The organism is Vreelandella sp. F11, from assembly GCF_042466685.1.
Classification (GTDB): domain Bacteria; phylum Pseudomonadota; class Gammaproteobacteria; order Pseudomonadales; family Halomonadaceae; genus Vreelandella.
Window position 1 is genome coordinate 4,222,968 of the sequence record NZ_CP170448.1, and the last position, 22,643, is coordinate 4,245,610.

At 57.3% G+C, this 22,643-nt stretch carries 21 protein-coding genes; 8 read left to right on the top strand and 13 right to left on the bottom strand.

Annotation, left to right across the window (positions count from 1 at the left end; genetic code table 11):
• The first annotated feature begins 6 nt into the window (after positions 1-6).
• Positions 7-657, top strand: a complete 651-nt coding sequence (locus tag ACFIOZ_RS19325) for a TetR/AcrR family transcriptional regulator (RefSeq protein WP_386080534.1) — start codon at positions 7-9, stop codon at positions 655-657.
• Positions 658-694: 37 nt separating this feature from the next.
• On the opposite strand, the gene ACFIOZ_RS19330 is transcribed toward ACFIOZ_RS19325, so the two are convergent.
• From ACFIOZ_RS19330 to ltnD, 10 genes are all read right to left on the bottom strand, one after another.
• Positions 695-1,567, bottom strand: a complete 873-nt coding sequence (locus ACFIOZ_RS19330) for an NAD(P)-dependent oxidoreductase (protein ID WP_386080535.1) — start codon at positions 1,565-1,567, stop codon at positions 695-697.
• Positions 1,568-1,590: 23 nt separating this feature from the next.
• Positions 1,591-3,051: an aldehyde dehydrogenase family protein gene (locus tag ACFIOZ_RS19335; protein ID WP_386080537.1), complete on the bottom strand. Its 1,461-nt coding sequence runs from the start codon at positions 3,049-3,051 to the stop codon at positions 1,591-1,593.
• 50 nt (positions 3,052-3,101) lie between these two features.
• Entirely contained in the window at positions 3,102-4,379 is a 1,278-nt protein-coding gene (locus ACFIOZ_RS19340) for a TRAP transporter large permease (protein WP_386080538.1), read from the bottom strand.
• A complete protein-coding gene (locus ACFIOZ_RS19345; protein ID WP_386080540.1) occupies positions 4,376-4,939 on the bottom strand; it encodes a TRAP transporter small permease in 564 nt (187 codons plus the stop codon). The genes ACFIOZ_RS19340 and ACFIOZ_RS19345 overlap by 4 nt, the downstream gene beginning before the upstream one ends.
• Before the next feature lie 60 nt (positions 4,940-4,999).
• Positions 5,000-6,019, bottom strand: a complete 1,020-nt coding sequence (locus ACFIOZ_RS19350) for a TRAP transporter substrate-binding protein (RefSeq protein ID WP_386080542.1) — start codon at positions 6,017-6,019, stop codon at positions 5,000-5,002.
• Between the two features lie 104 nt (positions 6,020-6,123).
• Positions 6,124-7,086 carry a D-erythronate dehydrogenase gene (denD, locus tag ACFIOZ_RS19355; protein WP_386080544.1) on the bottom strand — a complete coding sequence of 321 codons (963 nt, stop codon included), beginning with the start codon at positions 7,084-7,086 and terminating at the stop codon, positions 6,124-6,126.
• Positions 7,087-7,130: 44 nt separating this feature from the next.
• Entirely contained in the window at positions 7,131-7,928 is a 798-nt protein-coding gene (otnI, locus tag ACFIOZ_RS19360; protein ID WP_386080546.1) for a 2-oxo-tetronate isomerase, read from the bottom strand.
• Positions 7,929-7,971: 43 nt separating this feature from the next.
• On the bottom strand, positions 7,972-8,631 hold the full coding sequence (otnC, locus tag ACFIOZ_RS19365) for a 3-oxo-tetronate 4-phosphate decarboxylase (RefSeq protein ID WP_386080547.1): 660 nt from the start codon (positions 8,629-8,631) through the stop codon (positions 7,972-7,974).
• Positions 8,628-9,926, bottom strand: coding sequence for a 3-oxo-tetronate kinase (gene otnK / locus ACFIOZ_RS19370; protein ID WP_386080549.1), 1,299 nt, complete (start codon positions 9,924-9,926; stop codon positions 8,628-8,630). The genes otnC and otnK overlap by 4 nt, the downstream gene beginning before the upstream one ends.
• A gap of 4 nt (positions 9,927-9,930) precedes the next feature.
• Positions 9,931-10,863 carry an L-threonate dehydrogenase gene (gene ltnD, locus ACFIOZ_RS19375; protein ID WP_386080551.1) on the bottom strand — a complete coding sequence of 311 codons (933 nt, stop codon included), beginning with the start codon at positions 10,861-10,863 and terminating at the stop codon, positions 9,931-9,933.
• A 190-nt stretch (positions 10,864-11,053) separates the two neighbouring features.
• Here ltnD and ACFIOZ_RS19380 point away from each other — a divergent pair, with 190 nt between their 5' ends.
• Positions 11,054-12,103, top strand: a complete 1,050-nt coding sequence (locus tag ACFIOZ_RS19380; RefSeq protein ID WP_386080552.1) for a LacI family DNA-binding transcriptional regulator — start codon at positions 11,054-11,056, stop codon at positions 12,101-12,103.
• Positions 12,104-12,110: 7 nt separating this feature from the next.
• Here ACFIOZ_RS19380 and ACFIOZ_RS19385 read toward each other — a convergent pair whose 3' ends face one another.
• Positions 12,111-13,004 carry a LysR family transcriptional regulator gene (locus ACFIOZ_RS19385; RefSeq protein ID WP_386080554.1) on the bottom strand — a complete coding sequence of 298 codons (894 nt, stop codon included), beginning with the start codon at positions 13,002-13,004 and terminating at the stop codon, positions 12,111-12,113.
• 110 nt (positions 13,005-13,114) lie between these two features.
• Here ACFIOZ_RS19385 and ACFIOZ_RS19390 point away from each other — a divergent pair, with 110 nt between their 5' ends.
• A complete protein-coding gene (locus tag ACFIOZ_RS19390) occupies positions 13,115-13,753 on the top strand; it encodes an NAD(P)-dependent oxidoreductase (protein ID WP_386080556.1) in 639 nt (212 codons plus the stop codon).
• Between the two features lie 510 nt (positions 13,754-14,263).
• Complete coding sequence (locus ACFIOZ_RS19395) at positions 14,264-15,109, top strand: alpha/beta fold hydrolase (RefSeq protein ID WP_386080557.1); 846 nt, start codon at positions 14,264-14,266, stop codon at positions 15,107-15,109.
• Positions 15,110-15,202: 93 nt separating this feature from the next.
• Here ACFIOZ_RS19395 and ACFIOZ_RS19400 read toward each other — a convergent pair whose 3' ends face one another.
• Positions 15,203-16,498 (bottom strand): amidohydrolase, encoded by a 1,296-nt coding sequence (locus ACFIOZ_RS19400; protein ID WP_386080559.1) that lies wholly within the window; start codon positions 16,496-16,498, stop codon positions 15,203-15,205.
• Between the two features lie 15 nt (positions 16,499-16,513).
• Complete coding sequence (locus ACFIOZ_RS19405) at positions 16,514-17,383, bottom strand: GNAT family N-acetyltransferase (RefSeq protein WP_386080561.1); 870 nt, start codon at positions 17,381-17,383, stop codon at positions 16,514-16,516.
• 236 nt (positions 17,384-17,619) lie between these two features.
• Between ACFIOZ_RS19405 and ACFIOZ_RS19410 the strand changes: the two genes are divergently transcribed.
• The 4 genes from ACFIOZ_RS19410 to ACFIOZ_RS19425 all read left to right on the top strand — a co-directional run bounded on the left by ACFIOZ_RS19410 (position 17,620) and on the right by ACFIOZ_RS19425 (position 22,630).
• The gene (locus ACFIOZ_RS19410; RefSeq protein WP_386080562.1) at positions 17,620-19,095 is read left to right on the top strand and encodes an aldehyde dehydrogenase family protein; all 1,476 of its coding nucleotides are present in this window, start codon (positions 17,620-17,622) and stop codon (positions 19,093-19,095) included.
• Positions 19,096-19,146: 51 nt separating this feature from the next.
• A complete protein-coding gene (locus ACFIOZ_RS19415; RefSeq protein WP_386080564.1) occupies positions 19,147-20,478 on the top strand; it encodes an NAD(P)/FAD-dependent oxidoreductase in 1,332 nt (443 codons plus the stop codon).
• Positions 20,479-20,646: 168 nt separating this feature from the next.
• Entirely contained in the window at positions 20,647-21,321 is a 675-nt protein-coding gene (locus tag ACFIOZ_RS19420; RefSeq protein WP_386080566.1) for a haloacid dehalogenase type II, read from the top strand.
• Between the two features lie 34 nt (positions 21,322-21,355).
• A complete protein-coding gene (locus ACFIOZ_RS19425) occupies positions 21,356-22,630 on the top strand; it encodes an NAD(P)/FAD-dependent oxidoreductase (RefSeq protein ID WP_386080567.1) in 1,275 nt (424 codons plus the stop codon).
• The last annotated feature ends 13 nt before the right edge of the window (positions 22,631-22,643 follow it).

The following is a 22,643-nucleotide window of genomic DNA, read 5'->3' on the forward strand; positions in this document are numbered from 1 at the left end:
CACCGGATGACAGAGCCACAACATACATCGCCTGAACCAAAGCGCCGCGCTGGCCGACCCAAGGATATGGCTAAACGAGATGCCATGATGGATGCGGCGGCGTGTCTGTTTTTTCGCTACGGCTTAGAGGGGGTAACGATGGAAGCCGTTGCCCGAGAAGCGGGTGTTTCCAAAGTCACAGTCTACGGCCACTTTGTGACCAAAGAGGCACTGTTTGGCAGTGTGATCCGTCGTGAAACTGAAACCATCCGCAGGGGGTTAGATAAGCTGCCCGATACCCACGAGGGGGTTCGCCAATCACTGATCGACGTCGGCATGAGCTTAGTGCACTTTCTGTTGGAGCCCCATGTCTTGGCGGTTGAGCGGGTGATGAATACTCAGGGAGAGCAGCACCCTGAGTTGCTACAGGCTTTTTTTGAGGCAGGCCCTTGGGCCACTAAGCAGTGGCTGCAGGAGAGATTGGAGGGGCTAGCCCAGACCGGGCATTTAACGCTTGGCGTACCCACGCTTGCCGCCAACCACCTGTGCAGTATGTGGCAAGGCATGCTGGTCACAGAAGTCCGCATGGGCGTTCGCCACCTCCCCAGCGATGAAGAGCTGCATCACCAGGTCAGTAGCGCCGTGGATGTGTTTTTGGCGGCGTATGGGAATACCTAGGCCAAACACAGCCCATTGAAAAAAGTCACGACCTGTTTTAACGCCGCTCTAGCACACCGATTAGCGCGGGTATTGGCAAATTTTGATCCTCTACCGATTGATACAGGTTGCGGACGGCTTCAGCGATACCTCCCTCTACGGCGAGATCTTCGGTCATCGTATGGTAGTAGCCCAGGTCTTTGCTGGCATTGGCAACGCTAAACTTAAAGCCTGAAGGATCATTATCAGCGATATAGGGGCGCAGCCGTTCGAGCACGACGCCACCTCCGCCTCCAGCCCCTAATACCTCCAGCAATGCGCTATCACTAATACCCGCTTTACGAGATGCCGCTGTAGCCTCGGCCAAGACTGCCGAAAATCCCAAAGAGACAAAGTTGTGCAGCAGTTTAAGGGTATGCCCTGCGCCTACCTCGCCCGCATGGGCAATGTTTTCGGCAAAGCCTTCCAATAGTGGCAGCGTTTCATCAAACAGCGCCTTCGGCGCGCCGACGATCAAGTTGAGCCGCCCTTCCGCCGCCTCTTTTGGGGTGCGCGTCATGGCCGCATCCATAAAGCGCCCACCCGCCTCTGTGACTCTGGCAGCGACGTTTTCTGTTGAGCTGGGCAAGGCAGTGGAGCAGTCCACGACAATACTACCGGGCGTTAGCCCTTCCAAAACGCCGTTAGGTTCAAATAGCACCGCTTCTACTTGGGGTGAGCCGGTCACGCACAGAATCACTACCTCAGCGCTCTGTGCTACCTCTCGGCCTGAATTCAACGCGGTGGCACCGGCGGCCAGCAGGTCATCTACGGGCTGGTTGCCCGAGTGATTAAGAAAGCTGACTTGGTGGCCTGCGCGCAGCAGGCTGCTGGCAATCCCATGCCCCATAAGGCCTACGCCGACGATGCCTACTTGGCGTGATGTTGTCATTGTCATTGCTCCATTAATGGTGATTAGTCGTGCTTAATAGCAACCGTCTTAATTCGGGTATAGCTACGCAGACCTTCAAAGCCTTTCTCTCTGCCATGGCCGGAGCGACCAACGCCACCAAAAGGTAGCTCTATGCCACCGGCGGCGCCGTAGTTGTTGATAAATACCTGGCCACTGCGAATACCTTTAGCCAAACGGAGCTGGCGACCACCATCCCGTGTCCAAATACCGGCACAGAGGCCAAAATCGGTGGCATTAGCCAGCGCCAGCGCTTCGGCTTCATCCTCAAACACCTGCACCACCAGCACTGGGCCAAAAAGCTCCTCGTGAAGCACTTCATGCCCCTCAGGAATATCGGTGAGTAATTGGGGCATGACGAAGTGGCCGCCACTTGGCGCGCTCACCGCTAACTGGCCTTTTGCCGCCACGTGGATACCGTCGGCTTCGGCGGCGGCCAAGCGCGCTTCCAGCTTGGCTTTTTGACGCGCATTGATCAGTGGGCCACAGTCAGCGTCCGCTTCGCCTGCGTCGCAGCGCAGGGCAGCGAAGCGTTCGCTGAGGTTAGCGACTACGCTCTCAGCGATCTCCCGCTGCACCAGCAGGCGGCTGCCTGCGGAGCAGGTCTGCCCGGCATTCTGGATAATGCCGCGCACCACCGCAGGAAGCGCTGTATCGAGATCCGCATCAGCAAACACTAATTGGGGAGACTTACCGCCAAGTTCCAGGGTGACGGGCACATGGTGCTGCGCGGCCGCCTGGGCGACATGGGTGCCGGTCTCTGGCGAGCCGGTAAAGGAGAGGTGATCAATGTTGGGGTGGGCAGCAAGGGCAGCGCCCGCTTCAGCGCCAAGCCCTGGCACTACGTTGAGAGCACCCGCCGGAAGGCCATGATCCACTGCCAGTTGCGCTAAACGCAATACGCTCAAACAGGCATCCTCTGCGGGCTTGAGCACAACGGTATTACCTGCGGCCAGCGCCGCCGCAACGCAGCGCCCGAAGATCTGCGAAGGGTAATTCCAGGGAATAATTTGCGCACACACGCCGTAGGGCTCACGCAGGGTCATTACCGCGAAGTCGGTCTCAAAGGGGATGGTTTCACCGTGAAGTTTATCCGCCGCCCCGCCATAAAAGCGAAAGTAGCGTGCGCAAGCACCAATATCGCCTCTGGCTTGAGTCATGGGCTTCCCGGTATCAGCACACTCAAGCTGTGCCAGTTGCTCATGGTGCGCCTCGATAATATTTGCAAAGCGTAGCAACCATTCGCTGCGCTGCCTCGCAGACCACCGGGCCCACTCACCTAGCTGGCCAGAAAAGGCCCGTCGTGCAGCTTGTACCGCTGCCTCTACATCGTCTCCTTGGCAACGGGCAATACGAGTCAGCGGTTCACCACTGGCCGGGGCTTCCACCTGAAGCGTCGCGGTGGTGTTCACCCACTCTCCAGCCACCAGCGCCTGCTGAGGTGGCAACGTTAATGCATCTGGCATATCGCACTCCTCTTATTATGATTGTTCTATTGCCGTTAAAAACGGCGGGATTAGCCGTAAAAAGCAGTCACCAGCCCCATGGAAATCCACGGCATATAGGTAATCGCCATTAGGCAGGCCAGCACCACCAGCACAAAGCGCACCAGCCATGGCAGCATTTGATCGATCGAGATTTTGGCAACCGCACAGGCAGCAAAGAGGTTTACGCCTAGCGGCGGCGTGATCATGCCAAGCGCCAGATTAACCACCATCACCAGCCCAAAATGGACGGGGTGGATACCGAACTGCATTGCAATCGGGGTCAAAATCGGCGCCAACACCAGAATGGCGGCGGAGGTTTCAATAAACATACCGACAACCAGCAGCAGCGCATTGACCACCAGCAGAAACATCAGCGGGTCATTGATGGTATTGGTGACCAGAGTGGCAATTTGCGCGGGCAGCCCCGTTCGACTGAGCAGAAAGCTAAACAGCGAGGCGGCGGCGATGATCAGCATGACCGCAGCGGTAGAGACAACGCTCTGGCGCATAATCGGCCATAGGTCATCTAGCTTCAGCTCGCGATAGTAGAAACCGCCGACGAGCAGGGCAAAAAATACCGCCACGGCGGAGGCTTCGGTGGGGGTAAATATCCCGCCATAGATACCGCCAATCACGACCACCGGCATCAGCATCGCCACCCAGGCGCGCTTTACCGATATCATAAAGCCGGTGCTGTCTTTATAGTCGTCCTTGCCGTACCCGCGCACTTTGCAGAACAGGTAGAGAAAGAGTATCAGCGCGCTGCCAATCAAAATGCCGGGGCCAATGCCGGCAAGGAACAACTGACCAATGGACGTATCGGTGCTCACGCCATACAGAATGAGAGGAATCGACGGGGGTATAAGCACGCCCAGCTCAGCGGATGACGCCTGAATGGAGGCAGCCAAGGGCTTAGGGTAGCCATGTTTCACCATCGCCGGAATCAGGATGGCGCCAATCGCGAAGGTGGTGGCCACACTGGAGCCTGACACCGCCGCAAACATCATGCAGGTCAGCACGCAGGACATCGCCAAGCCACCCTGCACCTTCCCCACGATAGATTTGGCTAAGTCCACCAAGCGCTGGGAAATGCCCCCTGCGGCCATCAAATTCCCGGCAAGAATAAAAAACGGGATCGCCATCAGCGGGAATTTATCGATACCGATAAACATCTGCTGCGGTACCAACAACAGCGGCAGACGCGTGAAGAATTCGATACCGATAATCGATGCCAGGATGATCGAAATCGCGATCGGCACGCCGAAGGTGAATAGAATGATCAGCGAGAGGCCAATAACCATATTCATGACTGCGCCCCTCCTTTAGGGAGGTGGCCATCTTCAACCAACGCCTTTTCAGGGGTAATTTCGCTATTCTCTGGCCCTACCTTTTCACGTCCACTGAGCTGCGCTAAAAGCCGAGCCGCAACAGCCACAATGGCAAAACTTGAACCCGTGGGAATCGCCGCATAGGCCCAAGACATCGAAATATTCATTCCCGACATGGTTTGATTGCTCACCCGCATCGTCATTTGGATGCCGTAATGGATAAGCACCCCAAGCACCAGCAGGCAGCACACCACAATGAGCACCTCTAAAAGGGTAAGAAAACGTGCAGGCACCACTTTATAAACGACTTCCACCGCCATCATGTAACCGCCCCGGAAGGTGGCGGCAGCGGCCATAAATACGCACCAGATCATGGCGGCGCGGGAGGCGACCTCCGTCCAGGTAGAGGGGGCGTTAAACACAAAGCGGGTGAGCACCTGATAAAAGCTGAGGGTCACCGATATCGCCAGCATCGCCACAGCGATCAGCATCGCAAGCCGGGTTAACTGATGCTCAAAACGAAGAAATACCGCTAGCATAAGAGATCACCATGCCAAAGCGGCCTCCAGCAACGCCGAAGGCCGGGGAGAAAGAAGCACTCAGCAGCTGCTGGCTTTGTCCTGAATGCGCTCCAGCATTTCGGTTCCGTACTCAGAGGTAAATATCTCATAGGCGGGCTGAACCGCTTCCTGGAAAGGAGCAACATCAATGTCGGTCTTTACCGTCATACCGTTCTCTTCCAGCAGCGCCACACCTTCACGCTCTAGCCGCGAGACCTCTTCACGGGTTGCTTCAGCAGATGCGACAGCGGCTTCCTTAAACCACCCACGCTCTTCGTCACTTAAGCCGTCGAGCAGAATGGGTGACCCCAGTACGATGGCCGGCGAATAGACGTGTCCGGTTAGCGATAGGTAATCCTGAACTTCCCAGAAATTAGTCGCCACGATGACGGTAATTGGGTTCTCCTGACCATCGACGGTGCCTTGCTGAAGTGCGGTGAACAGTTCCGGGAAAGCCATAGGCGTTGGCCGGGCCCCCATTTGGCGAAATGCTTCCTGATGCACCGCATTCTCCATGGTGCGCACGCGCAGGCCCTCGGCATCTGCCGGTGTGGCGATTTCTCGCTGGCTATTGGTCAGGTGACGAAAGCCATTTTCTGTCCACGCCAGGCCGATCAAATCGTGATCACCCATTTTTTCCAGTAGTTCGTCGCCAAGCTCACTATCCAGCACGCAGCGCGCCTGGTCGTAGTTTTCGAACAGGAAAGGCAGGTCGAGCACATAGGTTTCAGGAACGAAGTTACCCAGCGGGCCGGTGGAGGTAATCACCACATCGACGGTGCCAATTTGCAACCCTTCGATCATCTCCCGCTCGCCGCCCAGCGACCCCGAGGTGTGCTCGGTCACCGTGAACTCGCCATCCGACAAACGCTCCAGCGCCTCTTTAAAGGCGTCGGCGCCCACTGAGTAGTGGGAGCTGTCAGAAAGAGTGTGCCCCAGGTTCACTTCCGTCGCCGCATGGGCTTGTAGTGCAAGTCCGACGGTAGCAATACCGCTAATCGCCGCCACCAGAGCATGGCGTGTAATTGTGGGTGTCGTTGTAGAGTGTTGCTTAGTCATTGAAGTGCCCTCTTTATGTTGTTGTGAGGGTGGAGTGTGGAGCGACACGCGCTATTGCTAGCGTCGCCCCAGGCTGTTGTCTGCCGCATGCGGCAGACCGGAACTCACGACGGTTCAGTAACGAATGCATCAATAATCTGTTTAAAGTTGTCATCGCCAACAAAACCAAGCTGTTTGGCTTTCGCGGTGTCAAAACGCGCCGGCCAGCTCGCCACAATGGCTTCAATCCGCGGGTCAGGCTCATGGCGTACCAGCGCAAACGCTTTCTCGCCGGCCACATCCCGCAGTGCTGCCAGCATATCGGCCACCGTGACGGTAATACCCGGCAGCATAAAGGCACGAAAAGGCGCCAGAGCTTCGCGTGGCACCTCCGCACCATGAATCAGCGCCGCCACCACTCTGCCCGGTGACATCACAAACATCGGCAGCTCGGTAGGCACCGGGCAAACCGCCTCTTCGCCCTTGAGTGGCTCACGCAGAATACTGGAAGCAAAGCTTGAGGCCGCGGCATTAGGCCGGCCGGGGCGAATCACGATCGTCGGCAGGCGCAGCACTAGGCCATCGATAAGCCCTCGGCGGCTGTAATCATTGATGAGCAGCTCGCACATGGCTTTCTGGGCGCCATAGGAGTTTTGCGGATGGAGTGCCGTCATATCATCCAGCACCTCCGGCAACTCACCGCCATAAGCCGCCACGGAACTGGCCATAATCAAGCGGGTATTGGTGAGTTGCTGCTCCCGGCAGCCTTCCAGCAGCGCCCGGGTGGCATCGAAATTAACCCGCATGCCAAGCTCTAAATCGGCTTCCGCCGCGGAGCTGACGACCGCGGCTAAGTGATAAATAACGTCGGGCCGCTGCTTTAACACGCTATCCAGCGCGCCGGGTTGGGTAATATCCAGCGCCACTGATGTCACAGCAACGCTTCCCGCCGCGGGCTGCGGCGCTTCCACTTGGTCAAGTAGCGTTAACCGGGTAATTGGTTGCTGTTGAAGCTCACCACGCTCAAGCAGTTGCTTGACTAAACGCTGGCCGAGAAACCCAGCAGCACCGGTAATGACAATATGCATCGTGAGGATCCTGTTATGGTGTTGTTATTGTTCATTCAGTTGGATCAGTGGGTGGTTAGGCCCCATGCCTCGCCCCATCCCAGCCCCGCGCGAGTGCCGGCCTCGGGTCGATACTCGCCGCCGACCCAGCCGTCATAGCCCAGTGCGCTTAAGCGCTCGAAGATGGCGGGATAGTGCACCTCCCCCACGTCAGGCTCATGGCGCCCGGGGACGCCTGCGACTTGAATATGCCCAATGGCGCTGAACTGACGTTCAAGGTGGCGAATCAGGTCGCCATCCATAATTTGGCAGTGGTAAATATCAAACTGTAGCTTTAGATTTTCTGCCCCTACTTCTTCCAATACCGCCATGGCCTGGGCCTGGCGAGAGAGAAAAAAGCCGGGCATATCGCGCGTATTAATCGGTTCGATCAGTATGTCCCGGCCAACCTTGGCCGCTTCACTCGCAGCAAAGCGCAAATTGCGAATATAAATGGCGTGGTGTTCAGCCTGGGTCGCAGCATCGGCATCTTCCGGGAGCAGTCCCGCCATGGCATGCACCCGAGGGCAGTTGAGCGCTTCAGCGTAACGTAGCCCTTCAACCACCGAGTCACGAAACTCCCCTTCTCGACCCGGCAAACTTGCCAAGCCTCGCTCACCTGCATCCCAATCGCCTGGAGGCAGATTAAACAGCACTTGCACCAGCTGAGCTTCTTGCAGTGCCTGATGCAGCTCTTCCGGAGAAAACGCATAGGGAAACAGGTACTCAACGCCTTTAAAGCCCGCCTTCGCAGCGGCGGCAAAGCGATCCATAAAGGCGTGCTCGTTAAACAGCATGCTGAGGTTGGCGGCTAATCGAATCATCGTGATGCTCTTGTTGTTAAGTACGACCTTGTTAAGTGTGTCGTTAATCCCGTGGAAAGCGTGCTTCCAGCTCCGCCACCTGTTCCGGCGTTAGCCCTCGCGGGTTTTCGCCCCTTAACAGCAGGTAAAGCTTGGCGGTCTCTTCCAATTCTTCGGTGGCATATACCGCTGCCTCGAGGGTTTTCCCCGCCACCACTGGGCCGTGGTTGGCCAGCAGCACCGCGCTATGCTGCCCCGCTAATCCCCGCACTGCATCGCCCAGTTTTGGGTCGCCGGGAATGTGGTACGGCACCAGCGGTAGCTTGCCCACCCGCATCACGTAGTAGGCAGTGAGTGGTGGTATACAGTCACAGGGATTCACATCGGGCAGGCAAGAGACCGCCACCGAGTGAGTGGAGTGCAGGTGAACAATCGCACCGGACTGAGGGCGCTCTTCGTACATTGCCATGTGCAAAAACTGCTCTTTGGTGGGCTTATCGCCACTCAGCAGCTGGCCGTTGTTATCAAGATGGGATATCCGCGCAGGATCCAGCCGCCCCAAGCAGGCGTTGGTGGGTGTCATCAGCCAGCCGCCATCGTCTAGCCGCACGCTGATATTGCCGCTGGAGCCCATGGTCAGGCCGCGATCAAACAGCGATTTCCCTAGAGCGCTGATCTGTTCCCGCAAACTGTTCTGGGGATGGCGATGTAAGTGGATGCTCATACCAGCACCTCAAACGCCCGGGTAAAGAAGTCGACGCCACCAAAGTTGCCAGATTTCAGCGCCAGAGAAAGCGGCGCTTCGCGACCCGCCATTGGGGTTTGCGTCCAGGGCACGCCAGGGTCGATCTGCGCACCAATGCGCAGGGTGGTAATGCCCAACGCCGAGACTACTGCACCTGACGTTTCCCCCCCGGCGACCAGCAGCCGGCCAACGCCTTCATCTACAAGCTTGACAGCCAACTGGCTCAGCGCCTCTTCCACCAGCGCGCCTGCACGCTCTACCCCCAAGGCTTGCTGGGCTGCCCCCACCTTGTCGGGAACAGCCGATGCGTAAAGTAATACCGGCGCCTGAGCAGATAGCCGCTGCCGAGCGAATGCCAGCGCCAGCTCCTGCTGTTTTCCTCCTTCGGCCAACGCCAAGGGATCAAGGGCGAAGCCACCATCAGGGTGCTTGGCCAGAAAATCCTTCACCTGGGCCAGCGTGGCCTGGGAGCAACTGCCGGAGAGCACCAGCGCTCCGCCCGTAGCAGGCGATAAACGCCCCGGCTCACTGATCGTGTCTAGCCAGCCCTGGGCACGGTACTGAGCGGGCAGCGCCTGCCCCAAACCAGAACCGCCTGTAACTAAAGGCATCGCAACGGTAGCTTCAGCCAGAATCTCCAAATCCTGCTCGTCCAAGGAATCACAAATAACATGGCGAACCCCCTGATCTGCCAACATCATTAAGTGAGTACGGGTCGCGTCTGCGCCTTGAACCAGCACCGTGCGGTTGGCTAAGCCCACCGAGTGCGGCGTTTGGCGGGAGAGTACTCGCACGAGATCCGCGTCCTGCATGGGGGTCAGTGGGTGGTGCTGCATACCGCTGTCGTTGAGCAAGCGGTCGCCCACAAACAGATGGCCCTGGTAGACCGTGCGGCCATTAATCGGAAACGCAGGCACCATCACGGTTTGGCTATATCCAAGGGCTTCGAGAAGCGCATCCGCCACCGGGCCGATATTGCCCTGATCGGTAGAATCAAAGGTGGAGCAGTACTTGAAGAACAGCTGCCGGGCACCCTGCTTTTGCAGCCAATCTAACGCAGCGAGCGAATCATTAACTGCTCCCTCTACCGGGCAGGAGCGGGATTTGAGCGCCACGACCACCGCATCGATATCAGCGAGGTCGATCTCTTCTTGCGGCACGCCAATCACCTGCAGGCAGCGCATGCCACCGCGCACCAGGTTATTGGCAAGATCGGTCGCCCCAGTGAAATCATCGGCAATGGCGCCCAGTACGATGCTCGCTCCCATTCCCATTTTATTAGGCTCCCTGGGCGTCGTTGGCAGCTTCTGGCAACGCGATGCCCGATAGCCGCTGATAAACCTTGATCACCGCAGAGTCATCTTCGCGACCAAAACCTGCACCGCTGGCAGCGGTAAACTGCTGCAGAGCGCTAGACGCTACCGGTGTTGCCAACGCCAGCTCGCGGCCGGTTTGATGCACGATATTGAGATCTTTGACGAAAATATCCACCGCCGAAAGCGGCGTGTAGTCACCACTCAGGATATGCGGCACGCGATTTTCGAACATCCAGGAGTTGCCTGCCGAGTGGGTAATGACGTCATAAATAACCTCTGGGTCGAGCCCCAATCGAATGCCCAGCGCCATGGCTTCAGCGGCGGTGGCGATATGCACACCTGCCAGCAGTTGATTGACCAGCTTCATACTTGAGCCAACGCCAGGCGCATCGCCAAGGCGATAAACCTTGGCAGCCATGGCGTTTAGCACCGCTTCGGCGTAGGTAAATGCCTCCGTTGCCCCAGAGGCCATCACCGATAGTTCACCACTTTTGGCTTTAGCAGCACCGCCGCTAATCGGCGCATCCAGCAGCAGCAAACCCTCTGCCGCCACACGCTCACCAAGCTGTTTCGCCTGACTGGGCGCCACCGTGGCGCACTGTATGATCAGACTGCCCCGGGCCAAGTGACTTACCACCCCCTGCTCACCGAACATTACTTGCTCAACCTGCGCTCCGTTAACGACAACCACCAACACGATATGGCAGTGAGCTAGCTCAGCAGGAGTGGCTACGCTTTGCCCCCCTGCTGCCGCGAAGGCATCGCGTGCCCCAGCGGAAATATCACACCCGGTCACATTAAATCCCTGCTTGAGCAAAGCGGTGGCCGTACCCATGCCCATGGCGCCCAGGCCAATAAGACCTACTTGAAGTGATTGCTTATCGTGTTGACTCACCAGCCGACACCTCGCTGTTGTTGTGTATTGCTGTTGTGTGTCTTGCTATCGTCGCGGTGCTTTTCTCTTTCCTTGTCTTTCCTTTATCCATCATTATCAGGGAAATGGTAGCGCTGTCATGATAGCGCTACCATTCGTTTTAGATTACTGTTGCCGTTACGACAAGCTGAAAATCAGGGACGTGCGACCAATGTCTAAAGACTCGCCCAACGCTGCCTCTCCAAGTCCTGCAAGGCAGCGCCGAAGCTCCGACCAAGTCACGCTCAGCCAAGTGGCGCAAGCGGCAGGGGTATCACCGATTACCGCATCTCGAGCACTGAACTACCCTGATAAGGTCAGCGATAGCGCACGTCTGAGTGTTCTACAAGCCGTAGAGAAACTGGGCTACGTTCCCAACTTGGTAGCCGGTAGTCTGGCCTCTTCCCGCTCGCGGCTGATTGCGGTGATTGTGCCGTCACTGATCAATAGCGTGTTTGTGGAGGTCATCAAGGGGCTGCAGGAGACGCTGGAAGCCGAGGGCTATCAGATACTGCTGGGTAACACCGACTACGATCTAGATCGCGAGTATCAGTTGGTGCGTACTTTTCTGGGCTGGTCATGCTCTGCACTGGTCACCGCCGGGCTGCGCCATAACAAGGCATGCCATACGCTGCTGGCCAACTGGGATCACCCCATTATGGAGGTGATGGAGTTGGGCAAAGGCATGGATCTTAACGTTGGGCTGGATCACGTGGCGGCAGGCCGCTGTATGGCCGGCCATCTGCTCGACAAAGGCTACCGCCATATTGTTTATGTGGGCGCCCGGCTGTCGCAGGATTATCGCGCCAGCATGCGTTTTGATGGACATAAAGCGGTGCTAAAGGAGAAAGGGATCGACGCGCCACTACTGGAACTAGATACCCTGGGCAGCCTGCAGGCAGGCGCGGAAGGGCTGGCCCAAGTGCTTGCGCAATACCCTCATACCCAAGCCATTCACTTTGCCAACGACGACCTGGCGGCAGGTGCCCTGCTGGCTGCTCAACGTCAAGGGCTAAACGTGCCAGGGGATATCGCCATTGCCGGGTTTAACGGTCTGCCCCTTGGTCAGCACGTAACCCCTCAGCTCACCACCATTCTCTCACCCAGAGAAGAGATGGGCCGCTTAGCCGCCAAAGAACTCATTCGGCGGCTAAGCGGCCAAAACGTCTACCGCCGCCAGCACGATGTGGGCTTTACGCTCCAAACCGGCGGTAGTACTTAGTGCTGGCTTATAACCAGGCGTCAAAAAAGGCCATAAAGGCGCGCGCTTTGGCGGTTATGTGCCGCCCTGGTGGATACACCGCATAAACGCCGCCTTCAGGCAGAGCCCACTCATCAAGCACACTCACTAAACGCCCGGCGGCTATCTCAGGTGCCGCGGTAATATCCGGCAATACTGAGAAACCACCGCCAGCGACCATTAGCGCAACTAAACTCACCGTTGAGTTGGCTGCCAACCCCGCGCTCATTTGCACCTCACACCGCTCATCCCGTCGCTGAAAAGCCCAGGTTAATGGCGCTCTTAACGGTGCAAAGGCGATCCATGCATGGGTTTGCAGCGCCGATGGGTGCGAGGGCGTGCCGTGGCGTTTCAAGTAATCAGGCGCAGCCACCACCTGTTGCCGAAAGGCGCCTAGCCGACGGGCACGCAGGGTGGAGTCTTTTAACCAGCCTAAACGAAACGCCAAGTCGATACCCTCCTGCACCATATCGCTTATCTGGTCGCCGCTGCGTAGCTCTATATGCAGCGCTGGGTGCAAGCGGCTGAACGCCACTACAGCTTCGCTCAATACCCCGGCGGCGTAATCTTCAGGTGCCGTGATACGCAGTTCGCCATGCAACTGTTGGGTGTCACTCACGGCACTGGCAAGCGTCCCCTGTAGCTCTGTTAATAGCGGCTGACATTGATGATAAAGCGCATCGCCAGACTGGGTAAGTTGAACCCGTCGCGTGGTGCGAAGGAACAGCGTTACGCCCAGGCGCGTCTCCAACTGGCGAATTTGCAGGCTTACCCGGGTTTTCGTGCAGCCTAGACGCTCCGCCGCTTTGGTAAAGCTACCTGCCTCCACCAGGGCGATAAAGATCGGTAAAGCGTTTAAATCGAACTCGCTGGCGGTGGTCATTTAACGCCCTATTGTCATGAAATCAACAACAGTAAATTACGTTAACCGCTATTTTTCAAATCAATAACGCGTACGACAATACAGCGACTACCCACTGAAGGAGTACTACGATGAAGATTGCACTGATTGGCGCTAGCGGATTTATTGGCTCCGCCCTGTTAACCGAAGCGCTCTCCCGCGGCCATCACGTGACGGCGTTAGTGACTCGCCCTGAACGGGTGGCAGCACAGGAGAATGTCACTACTGTTAAAAGCGATGTGTTAAATACCGAGGCACTTACCGAGCAGCTCCGCGGTTTTGAAGTTGTTATCAGCGCCTTTAGCGGCCATGCCCAGGAGAACGTTTACGACTACTATCTCAAAGGCTTTAATTCGATTTTGGCCGCCTCTCAACACGCCTCTGTGCCTAGATTACTGTTAGTAGGTGGCGCGGCCACACTTGAAGTAGCGCCAGGTAAGCTTTTGTTAGAGGCACCGGGCTTCCCAGCAGAGCACCGGGCCACGGCGGAAGGCGCGAAAACGGCCCTTGAAACGCTGCGCGGGCAAACGGCGCAAGCGTGGACGTTTCTCTCCCCCGCCGCCGAGATTTTCCCCGGCGAGCGCACGGGTAGTTTCCAGCTTGGCGGCGATACGCTACTCACCGATAGCGAAGGTAATAGTCGTATTTCCGTGCAGGATTATGCTATCGCCATGATCGATGAGTTGGAAAAACCACGACACATCAATCAGCGTTTCTGCGTCGCGTATTGATTGAGCCACAACTTAAAGTCGTTATGCCCCCCCTCACTGGAGATAGGTGAGGGGTTACCTCTTTTTTCTATTTCCCCGCCCCTCTTCCCATGACCCTCTTCCCGTGACCCTCACCTATTTACTTTTCCACCTATTTACTCTTTCACCTTTTTGCTGAACTTATCGATCATCGCTGCAAAACCATCAGTCATATTTAACAATGTTAATTAATCCAATCTCACTTGACCACACACTACGTAACAACTGTGTATTAAAAAATTACTCATAAGACATTTCTTACATAAATATAGCGAATCTCTTACAAATGCTGTCAGCAATATCCTACATACGCAGCCGCCTATACCTATAACAATCAGGTAAACACAAATAAAGAAATACTAAAAAAATTGCACACTTGTGACAGCTAATGAACTTGAGCGGTTCAGAATCAATTACGCAGACATGCACGCGCATAGAGCTCACATTAATAGAACTCGCATTAACTGACCCAATTACTGCAAGGAAAACATCATGAAAGCCGACACCGAATTCGTTAAAATAGGCAATCATTGCGTGCATGTAGAAATCTATCAACAGCCACAAAATACTGAAAGTATTATTATGGTCAACGGCGCGTTAGCCACCACCGCCTCTTTTACCAACTGTGTCAAATATTTGAGTGACGGGTTAAATGTCATCCTGTTTGACTTGCCATTCGCTGGCCAGTCGAAAGCGCATAACCCTGTGGGTGGCATCATTACCAAGGAGGATGAAGTCAATATCCTTCTAGACCTGATTGAACGTTACCAACCAACGTCGTTACTTTCCGTTTCTTGGGGAGGCTATGCCGCTATGATGGCATTGGCGCAATCCCCCTCATCAATTAAAAGAGCAGTGTTAGCCTCATTTTCCACTCAGCTTAATGACGGCATGCTGCGCTATATCATTGGTGCTCGCCATTATATTCAAATTGGCGATGTCAAAACCGCGGCTAACCTGCTTAATGAAGAAGTGGGCAAATACTTACCCCGCTTATTAAAATATATCAATTACCGGCACCTCTCACGGTTAGATGATCAAGAGCTTCAACAGGTCTGCTTTCATATTGAGCAAATACTCTCCATGAACGACACCGACTACGAGCAGCTACTGGGTAATATTGAGATACCGACGCTGTTCGTGAATGGCAAACTGGATGAGTACACAACGCCGGAAGACATCCTGACCGTCGACGACTATATGCCGAAATGCGAGTTCGAAGTCGTGCCTAATGCAGGACATTTTCTTGACCTTGAGCATGCTGACGCAAGGCAGCGAATGGAAAAAATCCTGCGCGGCTTCTTGATTCCTGGCGAGGTTGAAAGGGAGGTTGCCTAATCCAAGACGGAGCTGGCTATCACTGCGCTTCGACAACACCTCGCTATGCGCAATAGCCGCTTAGCGAGGTGTTTTGATATACCCTTCAGCAAATCAAGGATCAAGCGCTATCTGCATCAATGCGCCAACTGCCAGTGGCATCACTGTCTCATCAAAGTCAAAGCAGGCGTGATGATGGCCAGCCGCAAGATCCGCACCGAAAATCATGTAGGTTGCCTGGCCACCACGCTCCATCACCCTGGCCATTAGCGAGGTGGCATCTTCTGAGCCCGAGGGCGTCACATCGCGCCTCACTAACTGGGTGATGCCAGGGTAATCCGCGAGGCAAGCGGCAATTTTCTCTACCAGATCAGGGCTGGCCGCGCAGGCACTGGCAGCGCCGACGCGCTCGGTAGAGATGCTTACTCCCTGCATAGCGGCAGCCCCTTTGAGCACCTCAAACGCACGGCTTTCCATATAGCTGTTTATGGCCGCAGTGGCACCTCGGGTCTCCAGCGTTAATAGCGCGCTATCAGCAATAATATTGCGCCCACTCCCGGCATGCAGCTGACCAACATTAAGTCGCGCGGCGCCTTGGCTATGTGGGGCAATGGCATGCAAACCAAGCGTCGCCTGGGCGGCAGCCAGTAACGCATTGTGGCCAATCTCCGGCTGCCCGCCGGCATGGGCCGCCTTGCCTGAAAAATGAACATCCAGCTTGGTGGTGGCAAGAAAGCCATCGGCGGCGCATATCACCTGGCCGCTAGGGTGCCCAAGGCCCAAATGTGTGGCGACCAACCTGTCAACGTCATCGACGACACCCGCCTCGACCATCGACTGGGCGCCCCGCACGCCCTCTTCGGCGGGCTGGAAAATCAACTTTATTTTGCCGCACAGCTGGCTGGAAAATTGGCTCAGCAGCTCTGCCACCCCCAACCCAATGGTGGTATGGCCATCATGGCCGCAGGCGTGCATGGAACCTTGGTTGAGCGAGTGAAAGCCCGCTTGGTAAGGACGGTGATCACCCTCGTTGGACTCAACGATTGGCAGGGCATCAAGGTCAAAACGGAATGCCTGGGTCGGCCCCGGGCGCTGCGTATCCAGCGTACCCACAACGCCGGTAAAGCCCCCTTCCAGGGCAGGCAGCCAGCGCTCAACAGCGCCCTGAGTGCGTGCACGCGCCAAGGCGTCGTTCAGGGTTTGTGCATCCGGCACGCCCATACGTGCGCGTTCACTCACCACCGCTTGCCCCAACTGAACGCTGAACCCCAACTGACTAAGCCGTTCAGCCACAAGGCTGGCGGTACGAAACTCCGTCCACCCCTGCTCGGGGTAGCGGTGAAAGTCACGTCGCTGGGCAGAGAGCTGAGGAGCGAGGGCATTCGCGGCATCCACGATATTCGCGTTCATAAGCTGCCTCCACCGTTAGCCCAGCGCCTGGGTCAGCATGCCAAAGCGCGTTAACGGTTCCTCCTCGACAGCCTCGCCACAGCGCATGCGGGTAATTTGATCGACACAGGTGAGCCCTAACGCCGTCAGCCAGCTATCGTCGCCGGGATCGACTAAATCAATGCGTATAAAATCACCCTCCGCATCCGTCAGCAGCGCCAACACCAGCGCCTGCGCCTGTTCGGCACTGCGCGCCAGAATGGGGCCAATATGCTCGCCGCGCCCATAGGTACGCTTCAGCGCAAACCCTTCAATCACGCCTCCCTTTTCAATCACCACCCCTCTATTAGCCGATTGAACGGCCACCGCATGAGCCGGACTGTCGGGTGAGAGCGCGATCAGTGCCGCCTGATCGCTTGCCGCCATCGGACGTAAACCCGGCTCACGCGGCGCAGGCGGTGCGCCGGTGACCACTCCTTGGTATTGGCAGATGCGATTGCACGGTTCAAAGCCCAGTTTTTGGTACAGCGGCTGGCCCGCTTTCGTGGCGACCAACATCAGCGTTCGTGGGCCCGCCAGGGCCATCAGCCGTGCCATCATCTCGCGCCCGAGCCCGAGGCCCTGCCAATCGTCGCTAATAACCACCAGCCCTAGGGTGGCCACAGCCCCTTGATTAAAGCAGAGCCCAGTGCCTACCAGTTCGTCGACGCTTTCCAGCACGACGCCCTCACCCACCTCAAGCATCTGGCGCCAATCGTCAACACGATGAGGCCAGCCGAGGTTGAAGGACAGGCGATGCGCTGCCTCCAGATCGTTAACGGTCATTGTTCGCCACGTTAAGTTCTCACTTTCAAAGCGGGCGGGAGCGCTAGCTAAAGAAGCAGACATCGAAAGGGAGTCAGTCATCGCACTATTTTCCTTGAGCTGATGTTGTTCGGTTTGCCGCTACTTTGGCACTCAGGGAGGCGCTGTGCCACGCCGAAAAAGGGCGTTTGGTGCAATTCAGCAGATTTAACCGTCGCGGCTATAGGTGAGCGCATCCCCTGCGCCCAAGCACCCTGTACTCAGCACCCCATGCTGGGGCATCCGACCTAGGATGGTAGCTAAACGAAAACGTTACTGAACTAACTTCAAGGACTCTCATGCCAAGTTTCGATCCTGCCCGCATTGCCTTGCCCTGTGCGCACTTTATTCAGGGCCAGCGCGTAACTGACCCCAGCGCGCTGAGCGTATCCCGCCCCTCCGACGGGGCCGTCTATGCCGAGCTGCCCCTGGCCGATGCCAGTCGCATCGATGATGCCGTCACCAGTGCCCACCAGGCGTTTATGCGCGGTGACTGGTCACGCTGTGCGCCGCGGGAGCGGGCACGTATTATGCGCCGCTGGGCAGACCTGATTGAAGCCGATATTGACTATCTCGCCCCGCTGGAATCGCTTGGTTCCACCCGGCCGATTGATCAGACCCGGGCCTGGGATGTGCCCTACACCGCCGAGGGTATTCGCTTCTTTGCGGAATTCGCCGACAAGCACGGCGGCGAAGTAGCGGCGACCGCCCACGACCACCTGGGTATGCAGATTGCCGAGCCGCTGGGCGTCGTTGGCGCGATCGCACCCTGGAATTTCCCCCTCAGCATGACCTGCTGGAAAGTCGCCCCCGCTTTGGCCGCAGGCAACACGGTGGTGCTCAAACCCTCCGAGATGACCCCTTTCACCGCCGTGCGGCTGGCCGAGCTAGCCATTGAGGCGGGCATGCCGCCAGGGGTTTTCAACGTCATTCAAGGCAACGGACCGGTCACTGGCGATGCGCTATGCCGCCACCCCTATGTGGCCAAGGTCACCTTCACCGGCTCAACGGTGACCGGTCGCACCATCATGGGCGCCTGTGCTGAAACTGGCCCCAAACCGGTGACTTTAGAGCTCGGCGGCAAGAGCCCCCAACTGGTGTTTGCCGATATCCCGGATATTGATCGCACCGCCAAAACCCTTGCCGCCGCCATTACCGGCAACGCCGGGCAAGTGTGCGTCGCCGGCTCACGGCTATTGATCCAACGGGAACTGCTTGAGCCTATGGTTGAGCGGCTTAGTGAGCTTTTCAAAAACCTCACCCCTGGTCACACCTGGCAGGCAGGCGGCTGGTTTTCGCCAATTATTTCCGCTACCCAGTTGACCCGCATTGAATCCATTGTGGCGCGTTCCCGTGAAGCGGGCGCTGAGCTGCTGAGTGGCGGAGAGCGCTTTGAGCGAAATGATAACGGCCACTTTTACCAGCCCACCCTGCTGCATACAAACGACCGCCACAACCCTGCCGTTGAGGAAGAAATCTTTGGCCCGGTGCTAACGATTCAAACCTTCGAAACTGAAGAAGAAGCCTTAGCGCTGGCCGAGCACGATGTTTACGGTTTGGCTGCGGGCGTTCATACCGCTGACCTGGGGCGTGCGCTGCGCACGGTAAGAAAACTCTCGGCAGGCACGGTATGGGTGAACCGTTACGGTCGCAGTAACGATTACATTCTGCCCACTGGCGGCTACAAACGCTCAGGGGTGGGCCGGGACCTGGGCCGTGCTGCCTTTGACGCCTGCCTGCAGCATAAGAGCGTATTGATTGATCTCAACCAGTGAGTGACACCGCGTATTGTATGGTGACTTTATCTACCAACTAGAGGTAGCAGCATGTTTATCAATGTGGATGCCGTGCACGATAGCCCGGCCCTTCCCGAGCAGGTGGATGTGGTGGTGATCGGTGGCGGTATTGTGGGGACAACCGCCGCCTATGAACTGGCGCGCCAAGGAGTGTCGGTTGCGCTGCTGGAGAAGGGGCTTATCGGCGGCGAGCAGTCAAGCCGCAACTGGGGCTGGGTGCGCCAGCAGAATCGCGATATGTTCGAACTGCCGCTGGCCATGTATAGCCTTGACCGCTGGGAGGCGTTCTCCCAAGAGATAGGCCGCGACGTGGGGTTTCGGCGCAACGGTATCGTTTACACCACGGATAGCCAAGCGACCCTTGCCAAGTGGGAAGCCTGGGGGCAACAGGCCCAGGAACGAGGTTTTATCAGCCATATGTTGAGCGCCGGAGAAGCCCGCAAGCGCGCCCCGGGCACCACCTCAACCTGTATTGGCGGCGTCTGGTCACCCAGCGATGCCCAAGCCGAACCTTCGATGGCCTGCTCGGCCATCGCCACTGGTGCCCGTGAGAACGGCACCTACCTTCACCAAAACTGTGCCGTGCGCGGCCTGGATCTGCACGACGGGCGAGTGAGTGGCGTTTGGACGGAGCACGGATTGATCAAAGCCTCGACGGTCATCTGTGCAGGCGGGGCCTGGAGTTCTCGCTTCTGCCGTCGCCACGGCGTTGAGCTACCCTCGGCCAATATCATGGGCACCGCGCTTCAAACCACCGCCGCACCAGAGGTCACACCGGGCTGTCTGATCACCCCCAAGGTCGCGCTGCGCCGCCGCCTGGATGGCAGCTACACCTTGGCGCTTTCAGGGCTGGGCCGGGTGGAAATCAGCCCCCAAGGGCTACGCTACGCGAGCAAATTCTACGCTGCCTACCGCAGTAAATTAGCCAAGAAGCTGCAGATACGCATCGGTGCGTCTTTCTTTAACGGGCCAGAGGCAGCGGGCAGTTGGCAGTTTGATCAGGTATCGCCGTTTGAGCGTCAGCGCGTGCTTGACCCGTCCCCTGACCTGCCCCAGGCACGGGCCGCCCTGGCTGCCCTGCAGGCAGAGTACCCCGCACTAAAAGGTGTCCATATTGCCCGCGCCTGGGCCGGGATGATCGATACCACCCCAGATATGATACCGATCATCTCCCCGGTTGAGAGTATCCCCGGATTTATCGTCGCCGCTGGCTGTAGCGGCCACGGCTTTGGTATTGGGCCTGGTGCGGGCAGGCTGGCGGCGGATATGGCGACCAATGCAACGCCCGTGGTCGACCCCACGCCTTACCACATCAAACGCTTCTCCGATGGCAGCCGTATCCGCCAGCCAGAAATGATGTGAACGGGCTGCCGCATTCTATGCTGCATCAATCCCAAAAAAAGGCGGTTTGTGTTAGCCGGGCGCGCACTTTCAGCGTCTGGCGCCTGCTCAAGAGTGCTGTAATGAAATGAGTCGCTGCGCTAAAGACTCTCCCATTACCCCAATCATGACAAATGAGGATCAAACACCATGAGCGAGATTATGCGCCCTAAGTACATCACCTTTGATTGTTACGGCACACTCACCAACTTCCAAATGGGGCGCATGACCCGCGAAATTTTCGCTGATCGCATCCCTGATGCCGAGCGCATGGAGCGCTTTGTGCAGGATTTTGGCGCCTACCGTTACGACGAAGTGCTCGGCGAGTGGAAGCCCTATGCGGAGGTTCTCTGCGCGGCGCTGGAGCGCACCTGCAAACGTTGGGGTATCGAATACCGCGACAACGAAGGCATGCTCTATTACAACGCCGTCCCTACCTGGGGCCCACACCCGGACGTGATTGAGGGGCTGGCGAAAATTGCCGACAAAATCCCTCTGGTGATTTACTCCAATGCCGATGACAGTCAAATCATGTCAAACGTGCAAAAGCTTGAGGTGCCCTTTCACAAGGTTTTTACTGCCGATACGTTCAAAGTCTACAAGCCACGTCTAGCCGCCTTCGAAGCCATGATCGACAGCCTGGACTGCCACCCCGAAGAGCTGTTGAACGTCTCCTCAAGCTTCCGCTACGACCTTATCTCAGCCCACCTGATGGGCATCAAAAATAAGGCGTTTGTGGCGCGTAACCACGAGCCCTATTGCGACGGCTACGGGGCGACCAAAATTAACGACATCCGCGACTTACCCGCGCTAGTTGGCCTTTAAACTGACTATTTCGCGAACCGTGCAGGAGTCGCCCATGCAACTCAACTCCTATTGGCTCTCCACGGCTCCCGCCTTTGGCGGCGGTCAGCAGGCCCTCACCCAAGAGCACTACGATGTGGCGGTGGTGGGCGGCGGCTTTACCGGACTATCGGCTGCCCGCACGCTGGCCCGGAGCGGTGCCCGCGTAGCGCTTCTGGAGGCGGGCCAAATCATTGGTGAAGCCTCCGGGCGCAACGGCGGTCAGTGCAATACCGGCGTGGCCCAAGACTACGCCAGCCTGGTCGAGCAGCTTGGCCGTGAGCAGGCGATTGCCCACTACACCACCTACGCCGAGGCGGTCTCCAGCGTCGAGCAGGTGATGGCCGAAGAGACAATCGACTGCGACTACCTGCGCCACGGCAAGCTGAAGCTGGCGGCTAAACCGGAACACTACGACAAGCTCGCGCGCACCTGCGACGCCATTCGCCGTGATGTGGATAGCGACGTAGAGATGCTCTCTGCCGCCGCCGTTAGAGAGGAGGTCGATTCAAAGCTCTACCATGGCGGGCTGCTACAGCGTAACGGCGGCCAGATGCATATGGGGCGCTTCGGCGTCGGCTTGGCCGAAGCAGCGGCCAGGCATGGCGCGCATATTTTTGAACGTACGCCGATGACTCGCGTCACCCGCGAAACCTCAGGGTATCGATTAGGCACGCCCAGCGGCGATATTAGCGCCGAAAACGTGCTGCTGGCCACCGGTGCTTCACAAACAGGGCCGCTGAGTTGGTTTCGCCGCCGCCTGGTGCCGGTGGGCAGTTTTATCGTCGTCACCGAACCGCTTTCAGCCGCCCAGTGTGCCCAACTGCTGCCCCAGCGACGCTCCTATGTTACCAGCCGTATCGTCGGACACTACTTCCGCCTGACCGCCGATAACCGACTGCTGTTTGGCGGGCGGGCACGCTTTGCCATGTCTGGTAGCCAATCGGATGCCAAAAGCGGCGAGATACTGCGCAGCGGCCTGGAAGAGGCCTTTCCCCAACTTAAAGGGATACGGCTCGACTACTGCTGGGGTGGTTTGGTCGATATGAGCAAAGACCGGTTTCCCCATGCAGGACAGCACAAAGGTATGTACTACGCCATGGGCTATAGCGGCCATGGGGTACAGATGTCGGTGCACATGGGGCATGTAATGGCCGACGTCATCCTGGGCAACCGCCAAAACCATCCTTGGCAGGATACCAAGTGGCCAGCTATCCCCGGCCATTTTGGCAAACCGTGGTTTTTACCCCTGGTGGGCAGTTGGTACCGACTACAGGACCGATTGCATTAAGCCACCATCCTAG

Bases quoted from the DNA above. Each gene is read 5' to 3' on its own strand.
- ACFIOZ_RS19325 (WP_386080534.1), top strand. From the start codon at position 7: ATGACAGAGCCACAACATACATCGCCTGAACCAAAGCGCCGCGCTGGC.
- ACFIOZ_RS19330 (WP_386080535.1), bottom strand. From the start codon at position 1,567: ATGACAACATCACGCCAAGTAGGCATCGTCGGCGTAGGCCTTATGGGG.
- ACFIOZ_RS19335 (WP_386080537.1), bottom strand. From the start codon at position 3,051: ATGCCAGATGCATTAACGTTGCCACCTCAGCAGGCGCTGGTGGCTGGA.
- ACFIOZ_RS19340 (WP_386080538.1), bottom strand. From the start codon at position 4,379: ATGAATATGGTTATTGGCCTCTCGCTGATCATTCTATTCACCTTCGGC.
- ACFIOZ_RS19345 (WP_386080540.1), bottom strand. From the start codon at position 4,939: ATGCTAGCGGTATTTCTTCGTTTTGAGCATCAGTTAACCCGGCTTGCG.
- ACFIOZ_RS19350 (WP_386080542.1), bottom strand. From the start codon at position 6,019: ATGACTAAGCAACACTCTACAACGACACCCACAATTACACGCCATGCT.
- denD (WP_386080544.1), bottom strand. From the start codon at position 7,086: ATGCATATTGTCATTACCGGTGCTGCTGGGTTTCTCGGCCAGCGTTTA.
- otnI (WP_386080546.1), bottom strand. From the start codon at position 7,928: ATGATTCGATTAGCCGCCAACCTCAGCATGCTGTTTAACGAGCACGCC.
- otnC (WP_386080547.1), bottom strand. From the start codon at position 8,631: ATGAGCATCCACTTACATCGCCATCCCCAGAACAGTTTGCGGGAACAG.
- otnK (WP_386080549.1), bottom strand. From the start codon at position 9,926: ATGGGAATGGGAGCGAGCATCGTACTGGGCGCCATTGCCGATGATTTC.
- ACFIOZ_RS19380 (WP_386080552.1), top strand. From the start codon at position 11,054: ATGTCTAAAGACTCGCCCAACGCTGCCTCTCCAAGTCCTGCAAGGCAG.
- ACFIOZ_RS19385 (WP_386080554.1), bottom strand. From the start codon at position 13,004: ATGACCACCGCCAGCGAGTTCGATTTAAACGCTTTACCGATCTTTATC.
- ACFIOZ_RS19390 (WP_386080556.1), top strand. From the start codon at position 13,115: ATGAAGATTGCACTGATTGGCGCTAGCGGATTTATTGGCTCCGCCCTG.
- ACFIOZ_RS19395 (WP_386080557.1), top strand. From the start codon at position 14,264: ATGAAAGCCGACACCGAATTCGTTAAAATAGGCAATCATTGCGTGCAT.
- ACFIOZ_RS19400 (WP_386080559.1), bottom strand. From the start codon at position 16,498: ATGAACGCGAATATCGTGGATGCCGCGAATGCCCTCGCTCCTCAGCTC.
- ACFIOZ_RS19405 (WP_386080561.1), bottom strand. From the start codon at position 17,383: ATGACTGACTCCCTTTCGATGTCTGCTTCTTTAGCTAGCGCTCCCGCC.
- ACFIOZ_RS19410 (WP_386080562.1), top strand. From the start codon at position 17,620: ATGCCAAGTTTCGATCCTGCCCGCATTGCCTTGCCCTGTGCGCACTTT.
- ACFIOZ_RS19415 (WP_386080564.1), top strand. From the start codon at position 19,147: ATGTTTATCAATGTGGATGCCGTGCACGATAGCCCGGCCCTTCCCGAG.
- ACFIOZ_RS19420 (WP_386080566.1), top strand. From the start codon at position 20,647: ATGAGCGAGATTATGCGCCCTAAGTACATCACCTTTGATTGTTACGGC.
- ACFIOZ_RS19425 (WP_386080567.1), top strand. From the start codon at position 21,356: ATGCAACTCAACTCCTATTGGCTCTCCACGGCTCCCGCCTTTGGCGGC.